The sequence below is a fragment of the Shewanella sp. CAL98-MNA-CIBAN-0140 genome (assembly GCF_040309905.1).
Lineage (GTDB): Bacteria > Pseudomonadota > Gammaproteobacteria > Enterobacterales > Shewanellaceae > Shewanella > Shewanella psychromarinicola.
Genome location: NZ_JBEOPI010000008.1, coordinates 108,748 through 123,464 on the forward strand (window position 1 = coordinate 108,748; position 14,717 = coordinate 123,464).

General features: G+C 42.7%; 17 protein-coding genes and 1 riboswitch. Of the genes, 7 read left to right on the plus strand and 10 right to left on the minus strand.

From position 1 onward, the window contains the following. Nucleotides 1-66: 66 nt before the first annotated feature. The 3 genes from gorA to AAEY93_RS06255 all read right to left on the minus strand — a co-directional run bounded on the left by gorA (nucleotide 67) and on the right by AAEY93_RS06255 (nucleotide 2,877). Nucleotides 67-1,422, minus strand: coding sequence for a glutathione-disulfide reductase (gene gorA / locus AAEY93_RS06245; RefSeq protein WP_101033313.1), 1,356 nt, complete (start codon nucleotides 1,420-1,422; stop codon nucleotides 67-69). A 77-nt stretch (nucleotides 1,423-1,499) separates the two neighbouring features. Continuing rightward, complete coding sequence (locus AAEY93_RS06250) at nucleotides 1,500-2,030, minus strand: hypothetical protein (protein WP_124012825.1); 531 nt, start codon at nucleotides 2,028-2,030, stop codon at nucleotides 1,500-1,502. 82 nt (nucleotides 2,031-2,112) lie between these two features. After that, nucleotides 2,113-2,877, minus strand: coding sequence for a hypothetical protein (locus tag AAEY93_RS06255; protein WP_233768593.1), 765 nt, complete (start codon nucleotides 2,875-2,877; stop codon nucleotides 2,113-2,115). Nucleotides 2,878-3,424: 547 nt separating this feature from the next. On the opposite strand from AAEY93_RS06255, the gene prlC reads away from it, so the two are divergent. Further along, on the plus strand, nucleotides 3,425-5,464 hold the full coding sequence (gene prlC, locus AAEY93_RS06260) for an oligopeptidase A (RefSeq protein ID WP_351075456.1): 2,040 nt from the start codon (nucleotides 3,425-3,427) through the stop codon (nucleotides 5,462-5,464). A 135-nt stretch (nucleotides 5,465-5,599) separates the two neighbouring features. Here the strand turns inward: prlC and AAEY93_RS06265 are convergent, their stop codons facing one another. Beyond that, nucleotides 5,600-5,977 (minus strand): carboxymuconolactone decarboxylase family protein, encoded by a 378-nt coding sequence (locus AAEY93_RS06265; RefSeq protein ID WP_351075459.1) that lies wholly within the window; start codon nucleotides 5,975-5,977, stop codon nucleotides 5,600-5,602. Nucleotides 5,978-6,035: 58 nt separating this feature from the next. Further along, nucleotides 6,036-6,392, minus strand: a complete 357-nt coding sequence (locus tag AAEY93_RS06270) for a MerR family transcriptional regulator (RefSeq protein ID WP_335687062.1) — start codon at nucleotides 6,390-6,392, stop codon at nucleotides 6,036-6,038. Nucleotides 6,393-6,722: 330 nt separating this feature from the next. Here AAEY93_RS06270 and AAEY93_RS06275 point away from each other — a divergent pair, with 330 nt between their 5' ends. Genes AAEY93_RS06275 through AAEY93_RS06285 form a run of 3 tightly spaced genes read left to right on the plus strand, consistent with a single transcriptional unit; the run spans nucleotide 6,723 to nucleotide 8,386 of the window. Then, nucleotides 6,723-7,298: a DUF2975 domain-containing protein gene (locus AAEY93_RS06275; RefSeq protein WP_351075463.1), complete on the plus strand. Its 576-nt coding sequence runs from the start codon at nucleotides 6,723-6,725 to the stop codon at nucleotides 7,296-7,298. Continuing rightward, the gene (locus AAEY93_RS06280; protein WP_101033307.1) at nucleotides 7,298-7,507 is read left to right on the plus strand and encodes a helix-turn-helix domain-containing protein; all 210 of its coding nucleotides are present in this window, start codon (nucleotides 7,298-7,300) and stop codon (nucleotides 7,505-7,507) included. The genes AAEY93_RS06275 and AAEY93_RS06280 overlap by 1 nt, the downstream gene beginning before the upstream one ends. Nucleotides 7,508-7,522: 15 nt before the next feature. Further along, complete coding sequence (locus AAEY93_RS06285; RefSeq protein ID WP_124012824.1) at nucleotides 7,523-8,386, plus strand: alpha/beta hydrolase; 864 nt, start codon at nucleotides 7,523-7,525, stop codon at nucleotides 8,384-8,386. A 46-nt stretch (nucleotides 8,387-8,432) separates the two neighbouring features. Here the strand turns inward: AAEY93_RS06285 and AAEY93_RS06290 are convergent, their stop codons facing one another. The 4 genes from AAEY93_RS06290 to ribB all read right to left on the minus strand — a co-directional run bounded on the left by AAEY93_RS06290 (nucleotide 8,433) and on the right by ribB (nucleotide 10,827). Next, nucleotides 8,433-8,819 (minus strand): VOC family protein, encoded by a 387-nt coding sequence (locus AAEY93_RS06290; RefSeq protein WP_351075467.1) that lies wholly within the window; start codon nucleotides 8,817-8,819, stop codon nucleotides 8,433-8,435. 111 nt (nucleotides 8,820-8,930) lie between these two features. Next, the gene (locus AAEY93_RS06295) at nucleotides 8,931-9,356 is read right to left on the minus strand and encodes a GNAT family N-acetyltransferase (RefSeq protein WP_351075470.1); all 426 of its coding nucleotides are present in this window, start codon (nucleotides 9,354-9,356) and stop codon (nucleotides 8,931-8,933) included. Between the two features lie 182 nt (nucleotides 9,357-9,538). Continuing rightward, on the minus strand, nucleotides 9,539-9,970 hold the full coding sequence (locus AAEY93_RS06300) for a GNAT family N-acetyltransferase (protein WP_351075473.1): 432 nt from the start codon (nucleotides 9,968-9,970) through the stop codon (nucleotides 9,539-9,541). A 200-nt stretch (nucleotides 9,971-10,170) separates the two neighbouring features. Beyond that, nucleotides 10,171-10,827, minus strand: a complete 657-nt coding sequence (gene ribB / locus AAEY93_RS06305; RefSeq protein WP_101033305.1) for a 3,4-dihydroxy-2-butanone-4-phosphate synthase — start codon at nucleotides 10,825-10,827, stop codon at nucleotides 10,171-10,173. A gap of 93 nt (nucleotides 10,828-10,920) precedes the next feature. Continuing rightward, a riboswitch (FMN riboswitch) is annotated at nucleotides 10,921-11,095 on the minus strand. Between the two features lie 276 nt (nucleotides 11,096-11,371). Here ribB and AAEY93_RS06310 point away from each other — a divergent pair. Both AAEY93_RS06310 and AAEY93_RS06315 read left to right on the plus strand, forming a co-directional pair. Next, nucleotides 11,372-11,902 carry a thioesterase family protein gene (locus AAEY93_RS06310; RefSeq protein WP_124012819.1) on the plus strand — a complete coding sequence of 177 codons (531 nt, stop codon included), beginning with the start codon at nucleotides 11,372-11,374 and terminating at the stop codon, nucleotides 11,900-11,902. A gap of 135 nt (nucleotides 11,903-12,037) precedes the next feature. After that, complete coding sequence (locus tag AAEY93_RS06315; RefSeq protein WP_124012818.1) at nucleotides 12,038-12,727, plus strand: DNA-3-methyladenine glycosylase I; 690 nt, start codon at nucleotides 12,038-12,040, stop codon at nucleotides 12,725-12,727. Between the two features lie 17 nt (nucleotides 12,728-12,744). Here the strand turns inward: AAEY93_RS06315 and AAEY93_RS06320 are convergent, their stop codons facing one another. After that, nucleotides 12,745-13,362 (minus strand): TetR/AcrR family transcriptional regulator, encoded by a 618-nt coding sequence (locus tag AAEY93_RS06320; RefSeq protein ID WP_101033302.1) that lies wholly within the window; start codon nucleotides 13,360-13,362, stop codon nucleotides 12,745-12,747. 96 nt (nucleotides 13,363-13,458) lie between these two features. On the opposite strand from AAEY93_RS06320, the gene AAEY93_RS06325 reads away from it, so the two are divergent. Next, nucleotides 13,459-14,568 carry an MBL fold metallo-hydrolase gene (locus tag AAEY93_RS06325; RefSeq protein ID WP_124012817.1) on the plus strand — a complete coding sequence of 370 codons (1,110 nt, stop codon included), beginning with the start codon at nucleotides 13,459-13,461 and terminating at the stop codon, nucleotides 14,566-14,568. Nucleotides 14,569-14,717 lie beyond the last annotated feature (149 nt).

Below are 14,717 nucleotides of genomic sequence, written 5' to 3' on the forward strand. Positions count from 1 at the left end.
AGTTTTAAACGCCAGAACCTCGAATTTCTAGATTTTTAAACATGTGGTAGTGACTTTTCTAGTCCATCATTTCAGTGTAACAAACTCTTCAGCACCCGTTGGATGTATCGCAACCACGGCATCAAAATCTGCTTTAGTGGCGCCCATTTTCATCGCTACGCCAAAACCTTGGAGTATTTCATCCATACCAAAGCCGATCCCGTGAATACCCACAACCACTTCATTATCACCGGCACAAACTAGCTTCATTTTACAGGCTTGGCGATGCGCGGTTACTGCAGAGTACATAGAGGTGAACGTTGAGGCGTACACCTTAATCTTGTCTTGGCCATATTTTTCGGCAGCTTCTGGTTCCGTTAAGCCCATAGTACCGATTGGAGGATGACTAAATACCACGGTTGGAATTAAACTGTAATCCATTTTAGCGTCTGGCATGTTACCAAATAAACGCTCTGACAATAAACGACCCGCTTTAATCGCAACGGGAGTTAATTCAACGCCGCCCGCCATAATGTCGCCAACACAATAAATACCTTTGGCGGTGGTATTTTGTTGCTCATCAGTAATCACGTAGCCTTTTGCATCTAACTGTACATCGGTATTTTCTAAGCCGATATGGCCTGTTGACGGTGAACGGCCAATAGCCCAAATGAGGCAATCAACCGTTAAGCTTTGACCATTTTCTAACGCTAAGGTCAGGCTATCATCGGTATTTTTGGTGACCGATTTGGGTACGCTGTGAGTGTGCAGCGTTGGGCCATCAGTTGCCATTGCTTCAACTAATGCGTCAGTTAATATCGGATCGAAATTACGCAATGGGGCATGCTTACGCACTAATAAATGCGTTTCGCTGCCTAGCGCATGCAATACACCAGCAACTTCAACGGCAATATAACCTGCGCCAATAACGGCAACGCGTTTAGGTTGCTCGCGTAAGGCGAAGAAACCGTCGGAGTCTATACCGTATTCGGCGCCCGGAATATCAGGAATGGTGGGTGCTCCGCCAGTGGCAACCACAATATGGTCGGCGGTGTAGTGCTCGCCATCGACTTCAATGGTGTTGTTATTGATAAAGCGGCCATAGCCATTTAAGAAGGTCACTTTATTGCTCGCAAATCCACGGCCATAAGCGTCATGAATACGGCTAATGTACGCTTCACGATTATCAACTAAAGTGCTCCAGTCGAATTTATTGATAGTGACATCAAAGCCATAGTCTTTGGCGTATAGGTTCAGCGCTTCTGCGACATGAGCGCCATACCACATGACTTTTTTGGGAACACAACCCACATTCACGCAGGTGCCGCCAACTTGTTTTGCTTCAATAATGAGTACTTTTGCGCCACGCATTCCGGCACGGTTTGCTGAGGCGATGCCGCCACTGCCTGCGCCAAGCGCGATATAGTCAAAATGTTGAGCCATGATGATCTCCACTACGGTTAATGCATCCATTGTAGGGGGGATTGTGTTTGCAATCTAGTCGTTAAACCAATGCATTGTTAGCGTTTATATTGGCATTCACCACGGTCAACGTTATTAGGGCCGCTGGTTGCACACTTAAGGCAGGTCCATTCGCTTTCCCTAATATCAATTTCATCTTGATAATGACTAAATTGACTGTTTTGGGTTTGACGTTGTTTTTTCTGTAGGTGTTTTATGCGGTTATTGAGCCAGCGACAACTTGGATCATTAGCGATTGTTGTACTGTTTACCCCAGAACTGGCCGTTATTGATGAGCGCGTGTTGGTTTGTGTATTAGTTGGTTTTTTCTGACTCGGTTTAAGGTAAATATCGTCGGCTCGATATTCTAATGCTGAGCGTTGTTCTGTGGGGATAATAATCACATTACCTTGATGATCGGTCGCGTATTGCGACGGGAGCGAGTTGGCATTGTCATTGGTTAATGGGGGGCGTTTATCGGGCTCTTTGATAATCAGTTTGGTGAGCTCGCTGGCAAGTAATGGCCTAGATAATAGCATCATCAGAACAGCGAATAAGCTACATAGGATATAAGTAAGTCGAGTTAACATAAGCTTCCTTGCTTGAGTAAAAGAGATTTCCAGTTGCCTCCTTAGTCTAGTCTTGGAATGCTAAAATGCCAGTTCATATATTCTAAAAACGTAGGTTGAAATGTACCCCTGCATAGGTTTGATTTAAGCTGCCTTGAATCTCGTCGACCTGGGCTTGTTGCTTAATGTCTTCTTGGGCAATGCTGTGGCTAATGTGTGCCGACAGTGCCATTGAATCATTGAGTTGATGTTCGGCTTCTAGGCCAAATTGGAAATGGTTAGCCCCCTTGTGTTGCTCGCTGCTGTATTGAAAATCAAATCCTTGCACTATGTACGGTGTCAAAGTGAGGTATTGATTAATTTCCCATGGGCTATGTATGCTCAGTTCAACAAAATAACCGCCGGCTTCGGTTGCATAGGTATAGTTGATGGCTGGCACCAACCAGGTTAGGCCATTAATGGTTAACGCACCGAAAAACTCATTATCAGAACAAGGCTCATCGCCATAAAATGCTAAGTGCTGGTAGCCGACTGTTGCATCAATATCATTGGCTAGATGCAAGGTATATTCTAGCCCTAGGTTCCATTCCACATAATCGACTTGGTCTGCTCGGCCTACTATAGCATAAACGGCAAGGTCATTTTGTTCAACATTGACAACTGCCCATGCAATACCGCCTTGGTCCAAATTGTTACGACCTTCAGTGATGTAGTGATTGTCCCAAGCAACATCAAGCCCGACAGTCGGTTGATATTGAACTATTGCGAATGCTGACGTGGATGTCAGTAAGCACATCATGGCAGCCATTGGCAGTAAAACGACGCGCCCAATATGGTTGCGGTTTAACAGGCAAAAAGTAAAGGTCATGTTTATTGCGTTCATGTTAATTAATGGCAAGGTTTGTCGATAAAGCGAATGGTAGCCCATTCAAGTAAAAATGAAATGATAATCAGTCTCGTTTGGGATCTAGCTGTCAATATTTGTTTTGTAAGCGCCGTGTCTCGTTAATTTGGGACCCGAATCACTTTACGGCTAACGCAAATTAGCTAGGAGAGTGGCGCTGTGTGTTTCGATGCTTATATACCAAGCCACTTCAACATGCGCGTTTGGGCGATCCCGAAGGACAAGGCGAGAAGCAACATGTTTGTGGGTTATAAAACAGAAAATAGTATAACGACCTTGAACTCTGTCACTTCTCGACATGTTGGATCCTGCATGTCGAGGTGGCCTAGGGATAAGCAAATTCAAGCAGGTTTTGGATGGTTTGTGGTCGCTGATTGGGAGATGTTTGTGGTGAAAAATATGATTAGGCTTGATTTAATCAGCATCAAACTTGAAAAATGAATAAATAAGCCCAATATAATTGGGATACTTACGAGCTAAATACTCACGCGAAATATCTCGAGGAATCTTTATGAGCAATCCATTGCTAAGTAGCGCAGAATTACCAGAATTTTCAAAAATCAAACCTGAACACATTCAGCCTGCGGTTGAGCAAGGCATTGCCAAATGTCGTGAGACCATTGAAGTACTATTAGCAAAAAATAGCCAATACACTTGGGATAATCTGATTGAGCCTCTTGAAGAAGTCGATGATGAATTAAGTAAAGTTTGGTCGCCGGTGTCACACATGAACTCGGTGATCAGTAGTGATGAATTACGCGATGCTCACGATGCTTGTTTACCGCTTTTGTCTGATTATGGCACTTATGTGGGTCAGCATCAGGGCTTGTACGAGGCGTATAAATCGATCCATGAATCGGCAGATTTTGCCCAGTTAACTCAAGCGCAAAAAATGCTGATCGAACAAAGCTTACTTGACTTTGAATTATCAGGTATTGGCTTAGATGACAGCCAAAAAGCACGCTATGGCGAAATTGTTAAACGCTTATCGGAACTCACAAGCAACTTTTCTAACCAACTGCTAGACGCAACAGAAGCGTGGACTAAGCTTATCACCGACGAAGCGGACTTAGCGGGTTTACCTGAGTCAGCCATCGCCGCCGCCAAAGCAATGGCCGACGCCAAAGAGCAGAAGGGCTGGTTATTTACCCTCGATTTTCCGTCTTACTTGCCTGTAATGACCTACAGCGAAAACCGTGAGTTACGCGAAGAGTGTTATCGTGCATTTGTCACTCGCGCGTCTGATCAAGGCCCAAATGCCGGTGAGTTTGATAACACCAATAACATGAATGAAATTGTGGCACTGCGTCACGAGTTAGCTAATTTACTCGGTTTTGCCAGCTACGCAGATAAATCGTTAGCCACCAAAATGGCAGAAAACCCAGCGCAAGTATTAGGCTTTTTAAACGAGTTAGGTGAGCGTTCTAAAGACCAAGCGGCAACTGAATTAGCCGAACTGCGAGCCTTTGCTAAAGAGCATTACCAGGTGACCGAAATGGCGTCATGGGACTTAAGCTTTTACGCTGAAAAACTGCAGCAGTACAAATATGAAGTGTCGCAAGAAATATTGCGTCCGTACTTTCCTGAAGACAAAGTCTTGTCAGGCTTATTTTACACGGTAAACCGCTTATTTGGCTTAACCATCAGTGAACAAAAAGGCGTAGATACTTGGCATAAAGATGTGCGTTTCTTTGATATTTTTGACGATCAAAAAACACATCGTGGTAGCTTTTATTTAGATTTATATGCTCGCAGCGGTAAGCGTGGCGGTGCATGGATGGACGATTGTCGTGGTCGCCGTGTGACCAGCACTGGTCTGCAAAAGCCAGTGGCGTATTTAACCTGTAACTTTAACGGCCCTGTTGATGGCAAACCAGCACTCTTTACCCATGACGAAGTCACCACCTTGTTCCATGAGTTTGGCCATGGCATTCACCACATGCTAACCAAAGTCGATGTGGGCGGGGTATCGGGTATTAATGGTGTGCCTTGGGATGCAGTAGAGCTACCAAGTCAATTTATGGAAAACTGGTGCTGGCAAGAAGAAGCGTTAGCGGAAATATCTGGCCACTATGAAACAGGCGAGCCATTACCTAAAGTGCTACTTGATAAAATGTTAGCCGCCAAAAACTTCCATTCAGGCATGATGATGGTGCGTCAGCTTGAGCTTTCATTGTTCGATTTTAGAATGCACCATGAATTTGACCCAGCTAAAGGCGTCGACATTCAAGGTATTTTAGATGAAGTGCGTAGCCAAATAGCGGTGTTAACCCCGCCAAGCTTTAACCGTTTTCAACACGGTTTCGCGCATATTTTTGCCGGTGGTTATGCCGCAGGTTATTACAGCTATAAATGGGCCGAAGTGTTATCGGCCGATGCGTTCTCGCGTTTTGAAGTCGAAGGTATTTTCAACTCAGAAACGGGTAAGAGCTTCTTAAACAATATTCTTGAAATGGGCGGCAGCGAAGAGCCTATGGAGTTGTTTAAACGCTTTATGGGACGTGAACCCAATACCGATGCGTTATTGCGCCACAGTGGTATTGCGGTGTAGACCAACGAATAAACATCGTTAAAATGTTAAAAGCATAAACCTCGGTTTATGCTTTTTTTTACTTATTTTTAAGACTTATATACTCAAATAATGTAGAGCGATATTCGTTGCCTGTTAAGCCTTATTTGTCATTTGTTATGCCTGTCGCTCTTGAAGGACTTCTTTAAACGCAAACATACCATTTAACGCCGCCGGGAAGCCTGCATAAACTGACATTTGTAACAGTACTTCTTTTACTTCATCTTCGCTGCATCCAACATTCAAAGCCGCATTCAAATGAACCTTGAGTTGAGGTCTACAATTACCCAAGGCGGTTAGCGCGGCAACGGTGGCTATTTCTCGTGATTTTACATCTAATGCTTGTCGGGTATAGATATCGCCAAATGGATATTCAATAGTAAAGCGGGCTAAGTCAGGACAAATATCTTGCAGGCTTTCGATTACATTGTGACCCGCGTCGCCGTCAATTTTTGACAACTGCTCCAAGCCTAAAGTGAATCTTGAGTTTGGCATTGATGTACTCCTATCGATAAGTAGAAGTCACACCTTACAAGTTAGAGTTAACGCTAAGTCAACTGACTTTATTGGCTTTATATAAACTAATTTTGCTTTCTAGCGCCAGTAAATGATTTTTCTGTCGTTCAATATGAGCTTGCAACTGGTCTTTGTGACGCTCAAGTAGTTGTTGGCGGTCTAACACTGTACTTGAACCTAACTCTCGTAATCGGGCGTATTGTTGGATTTCGGCTAAAGGCATACCGGTATCTTTGAGGCGTTTGACAAAATTAACCCATTCCAAGTCTTTGCTTGTATAGGCTCGATGGCCACTGCTATTGCGCTGAATATTGTTGAGTAAACCGACTTTTTCATAATAACGCAGTGTATAAGCTGATAATCCGACTAACGTCGAGAACGCTTTCATGTTCATAATTGCCCCTTGCGTCACCGATTATCTATCTGTTAAAAAGCTTTTATTATAGAGAGTTGCTGACTTTACTCTCCTGTGCTGCTGATGTGAAACAAGGCTATCTGATAGAGACTTTTGAATATTATCAACGAAATTATGCCACTCATTTTTAATCAATCATATAGGCACTTTCGTCATTTAATACGATAGCCTTTAATGGTGATTCAAACAAATGATTTGGCTGTGCCCAATAGATATTAATAGTCAAAAAGTATCGTTTATCGATAATTTATTGCTGGTAAAGGGTTTGTGTGTTAACTTCGTTTTAACATTAACCAGCTTAGAATAATCATGGATAGAATTGTCTCGTTAAGTAAATGGATTAAATGGCTAATTGTATTTTTAGCTTTATTACAAGTCACTAGTTATAGCGGCACTATGGTGTTCGGAAAATTCCAAGCGGGCGAATATGTGTTAACGATTAACTGGTGGGGTTGGTTTAGTAGTTATCTAGCGGTCGACTTTGGTACACCTTGGCAAGCTCTCGCTCAAAGCCTTTATGATGCGGGATTTCATCCGGGGATCATTCTGGGCAGTGTTGAAATTCTACCTTACCTGTTTATTTACTATTTTCTCTACCAACTTTTTGGGCTGTATCAGCAAGGTCATGTGTTTACCCCAAGTAACTTCCGCTGCTTGAGCCGTATTGCCTTGGTATTTTTAGTCTGGATTTTACTCAGCCTTTTTTACCCGATGATCATCGCATTTACATTGCACTTTAGCGGTACATCAAGTGCGGTACCTGTTTATTTTAGCCTTGGCAGCCAAGAGTTAAAGTATGCACTTTTCGGAATGATTTTTTACTGTGTGGCATGGGTAATGAAACATGCAACTGAGCTTCAAGAAGAGGTGGAGTTGACAATTTAATGGCCATAATTATTGAGCTGGATGTGATGTTGGCAAGGCGAAAAATGAAGTCCACTGAATTGGCAGAATTGATAGGTATAACCCCTCAAAATTTGTCAGTGCTTAGAAGTGGCCGCGCAAAAGCCATTCGATTTTCGACTCTAGACGCTATTTGTCGGCATTTACAATGTTCGCCAGGTGACATTTTAGTCCACAAGGACGATGAATAAATTAAGGAAGATGACATGCAAGGTTTGCTAAAAAAAATCACTACAGGTGCAATGATAGGCACCACAATACTAATGACTTCTGCGTGTACTATGCGCCTAAGTGAAAGCACCTTTATTGCCAGCGATGAAGTCCCCGCAGCCTTTACCGCTGAGTTTACTCAACAATTACAGCAGGCGATGCCTAATCATTTGATTACCCAACTCAGCTTAGAGGCAAGTGATCACGTTAAGTTAAATGGTTTTTATATCGATAACCCCAATAGCCTTACAACCTTGGTCTTTTATCAAGGCAACGGCATGAAAATCGAACCACATGGCCTGTCGGTACTTAGCACATTATCAACGCTCAATACCGACATTTTAGTGATGGATCGCCGTGGATTAGGGGCAAGTGAAGGCCAACCAAGCATTAACAATATTATTGCAGATGCACAGCAACAACTGGATTATTTACATCAGCAATATCAGCCTGAAAAAGTGATATTGCACGGTTACTCACTAGGCAGTTTTATTGCCGCTGATTTAGCAAAAAATAATAAAATAGATGCGCTGGTTTTACACGGTTCAGCAACTAATGCCGACGACTGGGTTGATGAAAAAACACCTTGGTATATGGCACCGTTTATGAGTTTGGAAATGCCTGATGATTTTCGTAAAACAGATAATAAGCAAGTGGTAGCGCAATATTATCAAGGGCCATTATTGGTGATTGCGGCAGAAGATGATGAAGAAGTCCCGCCTGAACTGTCTGAAAAACTGTTTGTAGCTAGTCAGTCAGCCAATAAGCAGTTAATTATGGTGCCCAACGTTGGCCATCAAGGCATGTTAGACGATGCCAATACCATGAGTCAGTATCAGACGTTTATTACTGCATTGTGATTTAGTTTGTATCCAAGTTAATTTCACCTGGATGTTAAAAGTGCAGCTACTGACCCCAAGGTGGTTGCCACAACTCGACTTTGTTCCCTTCTGGATCGATTACCCACGCGAATTTGCCGTATTCAGATTCATCTATTTTATCGAGGACATTACAGCCTTCTGCTTTGAGGGCTGCGACGACAGCGTGAAGGTCTTCAACGCGGTAGTTGATCATAAATGGGGCTTGGCTCGGGGCAAATTGGTCGCTTTTCTCTGAACTCACGGCCCAGATAGTGGTTCCACCTACGGGCTTGTCATTTGAGTCGGTCCAAGAAAAAGCAGTGCCGCCCCATTCTTGAACGTCAATGCCGAGATGACGCTTGTACCAAGCCTGCAATGCAGGTGCATCTTTTGCTTTAAAAAATATGCCGCCGATACCTGTGACTCGATTCATGTGAACCTCCGATGTTATCTTCTTAAAATTGATTTACTTATATTAATATGTTGTTTTTTTATTCGGATTAGTTAATTTCAAATCAAGTCTTTCGTTATATTTTATCCGCCACTACAAGGTTTTAACTAAGCAGTAAGTAATGTGACCTTTTGGGTATTCTGACAACTCACCAAAGACCTTATAGCCGAGTTTTTCGTAAAATGCCTTGGCTTGAAAGTCGAGTGTTTCAGTGCGAATATATTGAAAGCCTTTTGACTTTGCATACGCTTCAGCTTCATGCATAAGTTTAGAGCCGAGTCGATGACCACGCGCTTCTTCGGACAGCCAGAGCAATTCGGTAATGCAGTAGTTCCAAAATGCATTAGCGCGAATACCACCAACAACTTGACCCGCTTCGTTTCGAGCAAATACCGCAAAACGAGTATCAGGCTCAAGCACTACCTCGGTTGGCATATGCTGTTGATTAAATGCCTGAATGCCTTCGCTGATTGTTTTTAGATCTGCCGATGACGGTGAGGATGCTAATTCAATTTTCAAGTGAGGTTCCATTTTTTTGTAAGACTGTATGTTAAGTAATTCATTATCCTGCTTTTATTTACCAGTGATGTAAAGGTTTTCAATTTTTTATGCATACTAGTCTGGTGCAAATTAAAGCCGATGGGGTGATGCAGCTGTAATCTTCTGTTTCAGGAATGAAACCATTAAGCGGTCATGGATGGCTAATAGCCAGTACTAATTTGCATAAAATATTCGTGCTGATCTTCACCCGTGATTTCAAATCCTAACCTTTTGTATAGCTGCAATGCAGGATTCTCTTTTAACACGGTTAACTCAAACAATTTTGGCTTCGAATCTGTGATGATTTGTTGTAAAATTTTTTGGCCAAATCCTTGCCTTTGAAACAATGGATGGATTTGGAGTTGCATTATTTCGACTGTAGTTTCATTGGCTCGATACTTTAAAGTACCGATTAACTCGTTGGCGTACATGACCAGATAAGAGCATTCATAAGCATCGTTCAATCTAAATTCATGTTGTGCATCAGACAAGAACTGCCCAGACTTTTCTAAATGCTCAACCATCGTTAATTTACGTAAATCGAGTAGGTAGTTTTTGTCTTTTTCGGTGGCGAGAATAAATTCACATCTCATTTATACCTCGTTGCGTATCGGTTATGACGTTCGACTTATAATATGACATGACGATAAGCCAAATCGAAGCTTAATCTATATTTAAGATATTTTTTATAACTTATTAGATGTAAAAAAAGAGACGCCATTTAATAATGCGTCTCTTACTTTTATCTGATAGTGCGTCACTCTTGTGACAGCCTATTAATGACTTTAATTAACTACGCCAGCTTTAAATCGTACTGGTTGCGGTACATCACCATATCTTCAATGGTCAGTACTGGCATATTGTGCTTACGGCCAAAAGCGACAATTTCAGGTGCTTTAGCCATGGTGCCATCTTCGTTGGTCAGTTCACATAACACCCCGGCAGGCATTAATCCGGCCATTTGCATTAAGTCGACTGTACCTTCGGTATGGCCGCGGCGTGACATTACTCCGCCAGCGCGAGCGCGTAATGGGAACACATGTCCAGGATGGGCTAAGTCAGATGCTTTGGCATTGCGGTTTGCCGCAGTTTTAATGGTGGTCACGCGGTCTTGAGCCGATACACCCGTGGTGACACCAAGCTTTGCTTCAATGGAGATGGTAAATGCGGTTTGATTGGCGCTGTTGTTATTAATAACCATCGGTGGCAATTCAAGCTTGTTAGCGTGAGCGTCAGTTAAGCATAAACACACAATGCCGCTGCATTCGCGGATCATTAACGCCATTTGAGGTGTGGTTAAATGTTCGACTGAATAAATAACGTCGCCTTCATTTTCGCGGTCTTCATCGTCTAGAAGCAATACGCCTCGACCTTCTCTTAGTGCAGCTAATGCGTTTTCGACACGCATGATTGGTTCGCCAAATTCGGCAAGTAGTGATAACTGATTCATGGTTGTACTCCTAAAATGACCAGAATCAGGGCTTATAAAGAGGGATATAAATCCAAAACAAATTGCACCTAAAAGCCGAGGCTTATGATGTATCTTTATTCTCTCTCATCCGGACTATAACCGTCGGCTCTGGACTGTTAGGCATGACTAATTTAAGAGTAATGGCCTAAGTAACCAGATCTGCTGACCTCGACGAATCGAGCGCTCGCGGGCTCACTTTTTCAAGTATACCGCCGGTGGGGAATCGCACCCCGCCCTGAGAATTAAAAACAATAAGTGTGCGTTAAGGGATGGGAGCTCAAAGTGTTGCTCACCAAAGTACGCGTCGCTATGGTAATCAGTTCAGATTAAGATGAAAAGGGGGATCGGTCGCATTAATGTAATAAAGCGTTGCTAATAACTGTTTTATGAGAATAGAACAATACTATTGCTCAATCATGTTAAGTGCTGCATGGGAGTATTATTAGTCTAATCAGGTGGACAAGCTTGCTCACTGGTATGACCTTTGTTAGCCTGTTGCGCTTACATTAGGAGTAAACTGTTCATGAACCTGTATTTTCGTTTTATTTGGTTGTTTTTATGGCGAATAGGTCATTGTAAAAAAATAGGTTTTATAGATTCTAGCCGGATTAATTATCGTGTTTTGCCGTTAGATTGCGACATCAATTTGCATTTAACTAACTCTCGCTATCCTGCTTTTTTTGATTTAGCACGAACCTATTTGATTGCCGAAATAGGTTTGATGAAGCCGTTTATAAAAAATAAATGGTTTCCCATCGTCAATGCCGCAGAGTTTACTTATATCCGCGATATCAAACCGTTTGAAAAGTTTACCATCGAAACTAAAATTGTCGGTTGGGACGAAAAGTACTTTTATATTGAGCATCGCATACTCACCGACCGTGGCCTGCATTGCATTGCCCATGTACGTGGAGTGTTTATGTGTCGAGGCAAGCAAGTCCCCATTGAAACCTTAATTACCGCAGCAGGCTACACCAATGATGCGCCTGAAATGCCAGCAGAAGTGATTAAATGGAAACAGTTTTTACAGCTTAAAAAACAACGTAATATTTAATCGCCGAGAATTGAAATACACTTCAAAGTAAACTGGATTATAGGTAGTCACGTATCAGTGACCGGTGTTGACGTGAATGAATATTGGCGTGTAATGCATTTTGGCGTGTAATAAATACGGTAGTGAGGATGAAGTGTGGCGACATTAGAAAAGTTCAACGATATGTGGGTGCGCGCTTGCGAACGAAAAGGCGGCCCAGAAGCGGTAAAGTCATTATTACCACACACTTTAACGGCCGATGATATTGGCGATTATTCAGATGCCACTCTATTGTCTGCTCTCAGCAAACAAGTGTTTCAAAGTGGCTTTGTGTGGCGAGTGGTGGTCAATAAATGGCCCGCTTACGAAAAAGCCTTTTTTGACTTTGAACCGATGAAGGTGCTAATGCTATCACCTGATCAAATTCAACAACGCGCTAGCGATCCTGCATTGATTAGGCACCAAAAGAAAACTCAAGCGATTGTTGATAACGCTTATATGGTACAAGCCATCAGTGCTGAATACGGAAGTTTTGCAGCGTTTATCGCCCAGTGGCCAACTGATGATATTACCGGTTTATGGCGAACACTCAAAAAGCGCGGCACCCGTTTAGGCGGCAATACTGGGCCTTATTTTCTGCGTACCATGGGCAAAGATACTTTTTTACTCACCCAAGATGTACAGGCGTATTTAACTGGCCATAACGTGGTTGATGCAGGTTTTACATCGCAAACCGCGTTGCGCCAAACTCAAGCGGCGTTTAATCAATGGCAACAAGAGTCAGGATTGAGCTTAGCGCATATCAGTCGGGTTATTTCGTTAGGCGTGGGCGATAATCGAGTTTAATGGGGTATTTTATGTCGTTATACTTGATAGCGACATAAAAACATTTTAGCGATTTCAGTCGCAATGTCATCTTTTTGCTGATCGTTTAATGGCGATTCAACTCTAAATATTAATGGCCAAAAACATTGGCCTTTAATCAAGCTTTGTACTTCTGTTTGGGCTTGTTCAACATTGGTCACCGTTAAGCGTCCATCCAGCGTTGCCGCTTTTATCCAACGTAAAATAGCCGTTTCTTCTTTGATGATTTTTTGCAATTCTTGCTGCATCTCAGTGGTATAAAAGAGATGGCCAATCACCATTCGCGACACTTCAATGTGCTCTTCTGATTGAATGTAGTCCATATCAAAACGCACCAGCTGCTGCAGTTGTTCAGCCAAAGGTTGATGTGAGTTATACACGACAGATGGCTGCGATAACGCTTGTTGCCATAAGTCTGTCATCAAGGTCATCACTAAGGCTTCTTTGGTGGCAAAGTGGTTATACACTGTTCGCTTCGACACACTAGCCACTTCGGCTAATTTATCCATGCTGGTTGCTGCAACCCCTAATTCTTTAAAGGTTGTTCTGGCGGCTTCAATAATCGCGGCGCGTTTTATTTGGCTGCATGTTTGCTTTTCTGGTTTCATTGGTTTCATCTAAGCCATCTTATTGTAATATTTTACACTGAGCAGTTTACTTTTTAGCAATTCATTATTAAACTACACCGTGTAGTTTACTTTTGGAAGCGATAGATGAAAATATTAATCAGTCTTTTATTAGTGCTTGGTGTATTGATTGCTATTATTTGGCTCAGTAAATGTTGGTCTACATCTCGTGGACATAAAACGCAAATTTTCAGCAATACCGAAAAAGTCTACCAAGCCGGTTTTAGCAGTTTATGGCCTATCGCCAAAGCGTATTGGTCGGCAACGCGCCAAGCGCCCATTCCCCAAGATGCGATTCCATTAGCCGAATTAACCCCAGAGATATTGGCGCAATCGACAGAAGATGCCGTATATCGTTTAGGCCATTCAACGTTATTAATGCGTATCGATGGCGAATACTTGCTGATTGACCCGGTGTTTAGCGAGCGAGCATCTCCAGTGCAATGGGCTGGACCAAAGCGTTTCCATCAATCACCCATTAGTATTGCCGATTTACCGGCGATTAAAACCGTTATTATTAGCCACGATCATTATGATCATCTTGATAAGGCCGCGATTGAACAATTGGCGACTAAAGTGCAGCATTTTGTTACCCCACTTAACGTGGGTGAGTACTTAACGGCTTGGGGAATCGATCCTATTCAAGTGACCGAACTGGAATGGTGGCAGTCGGTTGAATTAAATGGGCTGACCATTACCGCCACCCCGGCACAGCATTTTTCTGGCCGTGGCCTACTTGATCGCAATCAAACCCTATGGGCAAGTTGGGTGATCCAAGGGCTACAGCACAAAGTATTTTTCAGCGGTGACAGTGGCTATTTTAATGGATTCAAACAAATTGGTGAGCGTTATGGACCGTTTGACCTCAGCATGATTGAAACCGGTGCCTATAATGAATTGTGGAGTGAGATCCATATGTTGCCAGAACAAAGCTTACAAGCACATCTTGATGTTCGCGCAAAGGCGATGATGCCAGTACACAATGGCACCTTTGATTTAGCCCTGCATGATTGGTTTGAACCTTTTGAACGCATTAGTCAATTGGCTAAACACAATGACGTTACTTTGCTGATCCCTAAGTTTGGGCAGGCGGTGATGTTGGCAAATCCACACGCTGACGAGTTGTGGTGGCGTACTATTATGCTTGAGCCACAAAAGGCGGATGAAGTAAATAAGCTTGTCATGAATAACAACTAAGTTAATCTATTAACAGTGCATATCGATAAGCATTGTTAAACGACAAATTAATTTTACCAAGATGTTATCTAATGGTGTATTTCATGAATCAATAGGTCGAGTTTGTTTGATTACCCGCCCTACGTTTACAATAAATCAACATTTAGTGA

Excerpts from the sequence above, each read along its gene's own strand:
- gorA (WP_101033313.1), bottom strand. The coding sequence starts at position 1,422 with ATGGCTCAACATTTTGACTATATCGCGCTTGGCGCAGGCAGTGGCGGC.
- AAEY93_RS06250 (WP_124012825.1), bottom strand. The coding sequence starts at position 2,030 with ATGTTAACTCGACTTACTTATATCCTATGTAGCTTATTCGCTGTTCTG.
- AAEY93_RS06255 (WP_233768593.1), bottom strand. The coding sequence starts at position 2,877 with ATGACCTTTACTTTTTGCCTGTTAAACCGCAACCATATTGGGCGCGTC.
- prlC (WP_351075456.1), top strand. The coding sequence starts at position 3,425 with ATGAGCAATCCATTGCTAAGTAGCGCAGAATTACCAGAATTTTCAAAA.
- AAEY93_RS06265 (WP_351075459.1), bottom strand. The coding sequence starts at position 5,977 with ATGCCAAACTCAAGATTCACTTTAGGCTTGGAGCAGTTGTCAAAAATT.
- AAEY93_RS06270 (WP_335687062.1), bottom strand. The coding sequence starts at position 6,392 with ATGAACATGAAAGCGTTCTCGACGTTAGTCGGATTATCAGCTTATACA.
- AAEY93_RS06275 (WP_351075463.1), top strand. The coding sequence starts at position 6,723 with ATGGATAGAATTGTCTCGTTAAGTAAATGGATTAAATGGCTAATTGTA.
- AAEY93_RS06280 (WP_101033307.1), top strand. The coding sequence starts at position 7,298 with ATGGCCATAATTATTGAGCTGGATGTGATGTTGGCAAGGCGAAAAATG.
- AAEY93_RS06285 (WP_124012824.1), top strand. The coding sequence starts at position 7,523 with ATGCAAGGTTTGCTAAAAAAAATCACTACAGGTGCAATGATAGGCACC.
- AAEY93_RS06290 (WP_351075467.1), bottom strand. The coding sequence starts at position 8,819 with ATGAATCGAGTCACAGGTATCGGCGGCATATTTTTTAAAGCAAAAGAT.
- AAEY93_RS06300 (WP_351075473.1), bottom strand. The coding sequence starts at position 9,970 with ATGAGATGTGAATTTATTCTCGCCACCGAAAAAGACAAAAACTACCTA.
- ribB (WP_101033305.1), bottom strand. The coding sequence starts at position 10,827 with ATGAATCAGTTATCACTACTTGCCGAATTTGGCGAACCAATCATGCGT.
- AAEY93_RS06310 (WP_124012819.1), top strand. The coding sequence starts at position 11,372 with ATGAACCTGTATTTTCGTTTTATTTGGTTGTTTTTATGGCGAATAGGT.
- AAEY93_RS06320 (WP_101033302.1), bottom strand. The coding sequence starts at position 13,362 with ATGAAACCAATGAAACCAGAAAAGCAAACATGCAGCCAAATAAAACGC.
- AAEY93_RS06325 (WP_124012817.1), top strand. The coding sequence starts at position 13,459 with ATGAAAATATTAATCAGTCTTTTATTAGTGCTTGGTGTATTGATTGCT.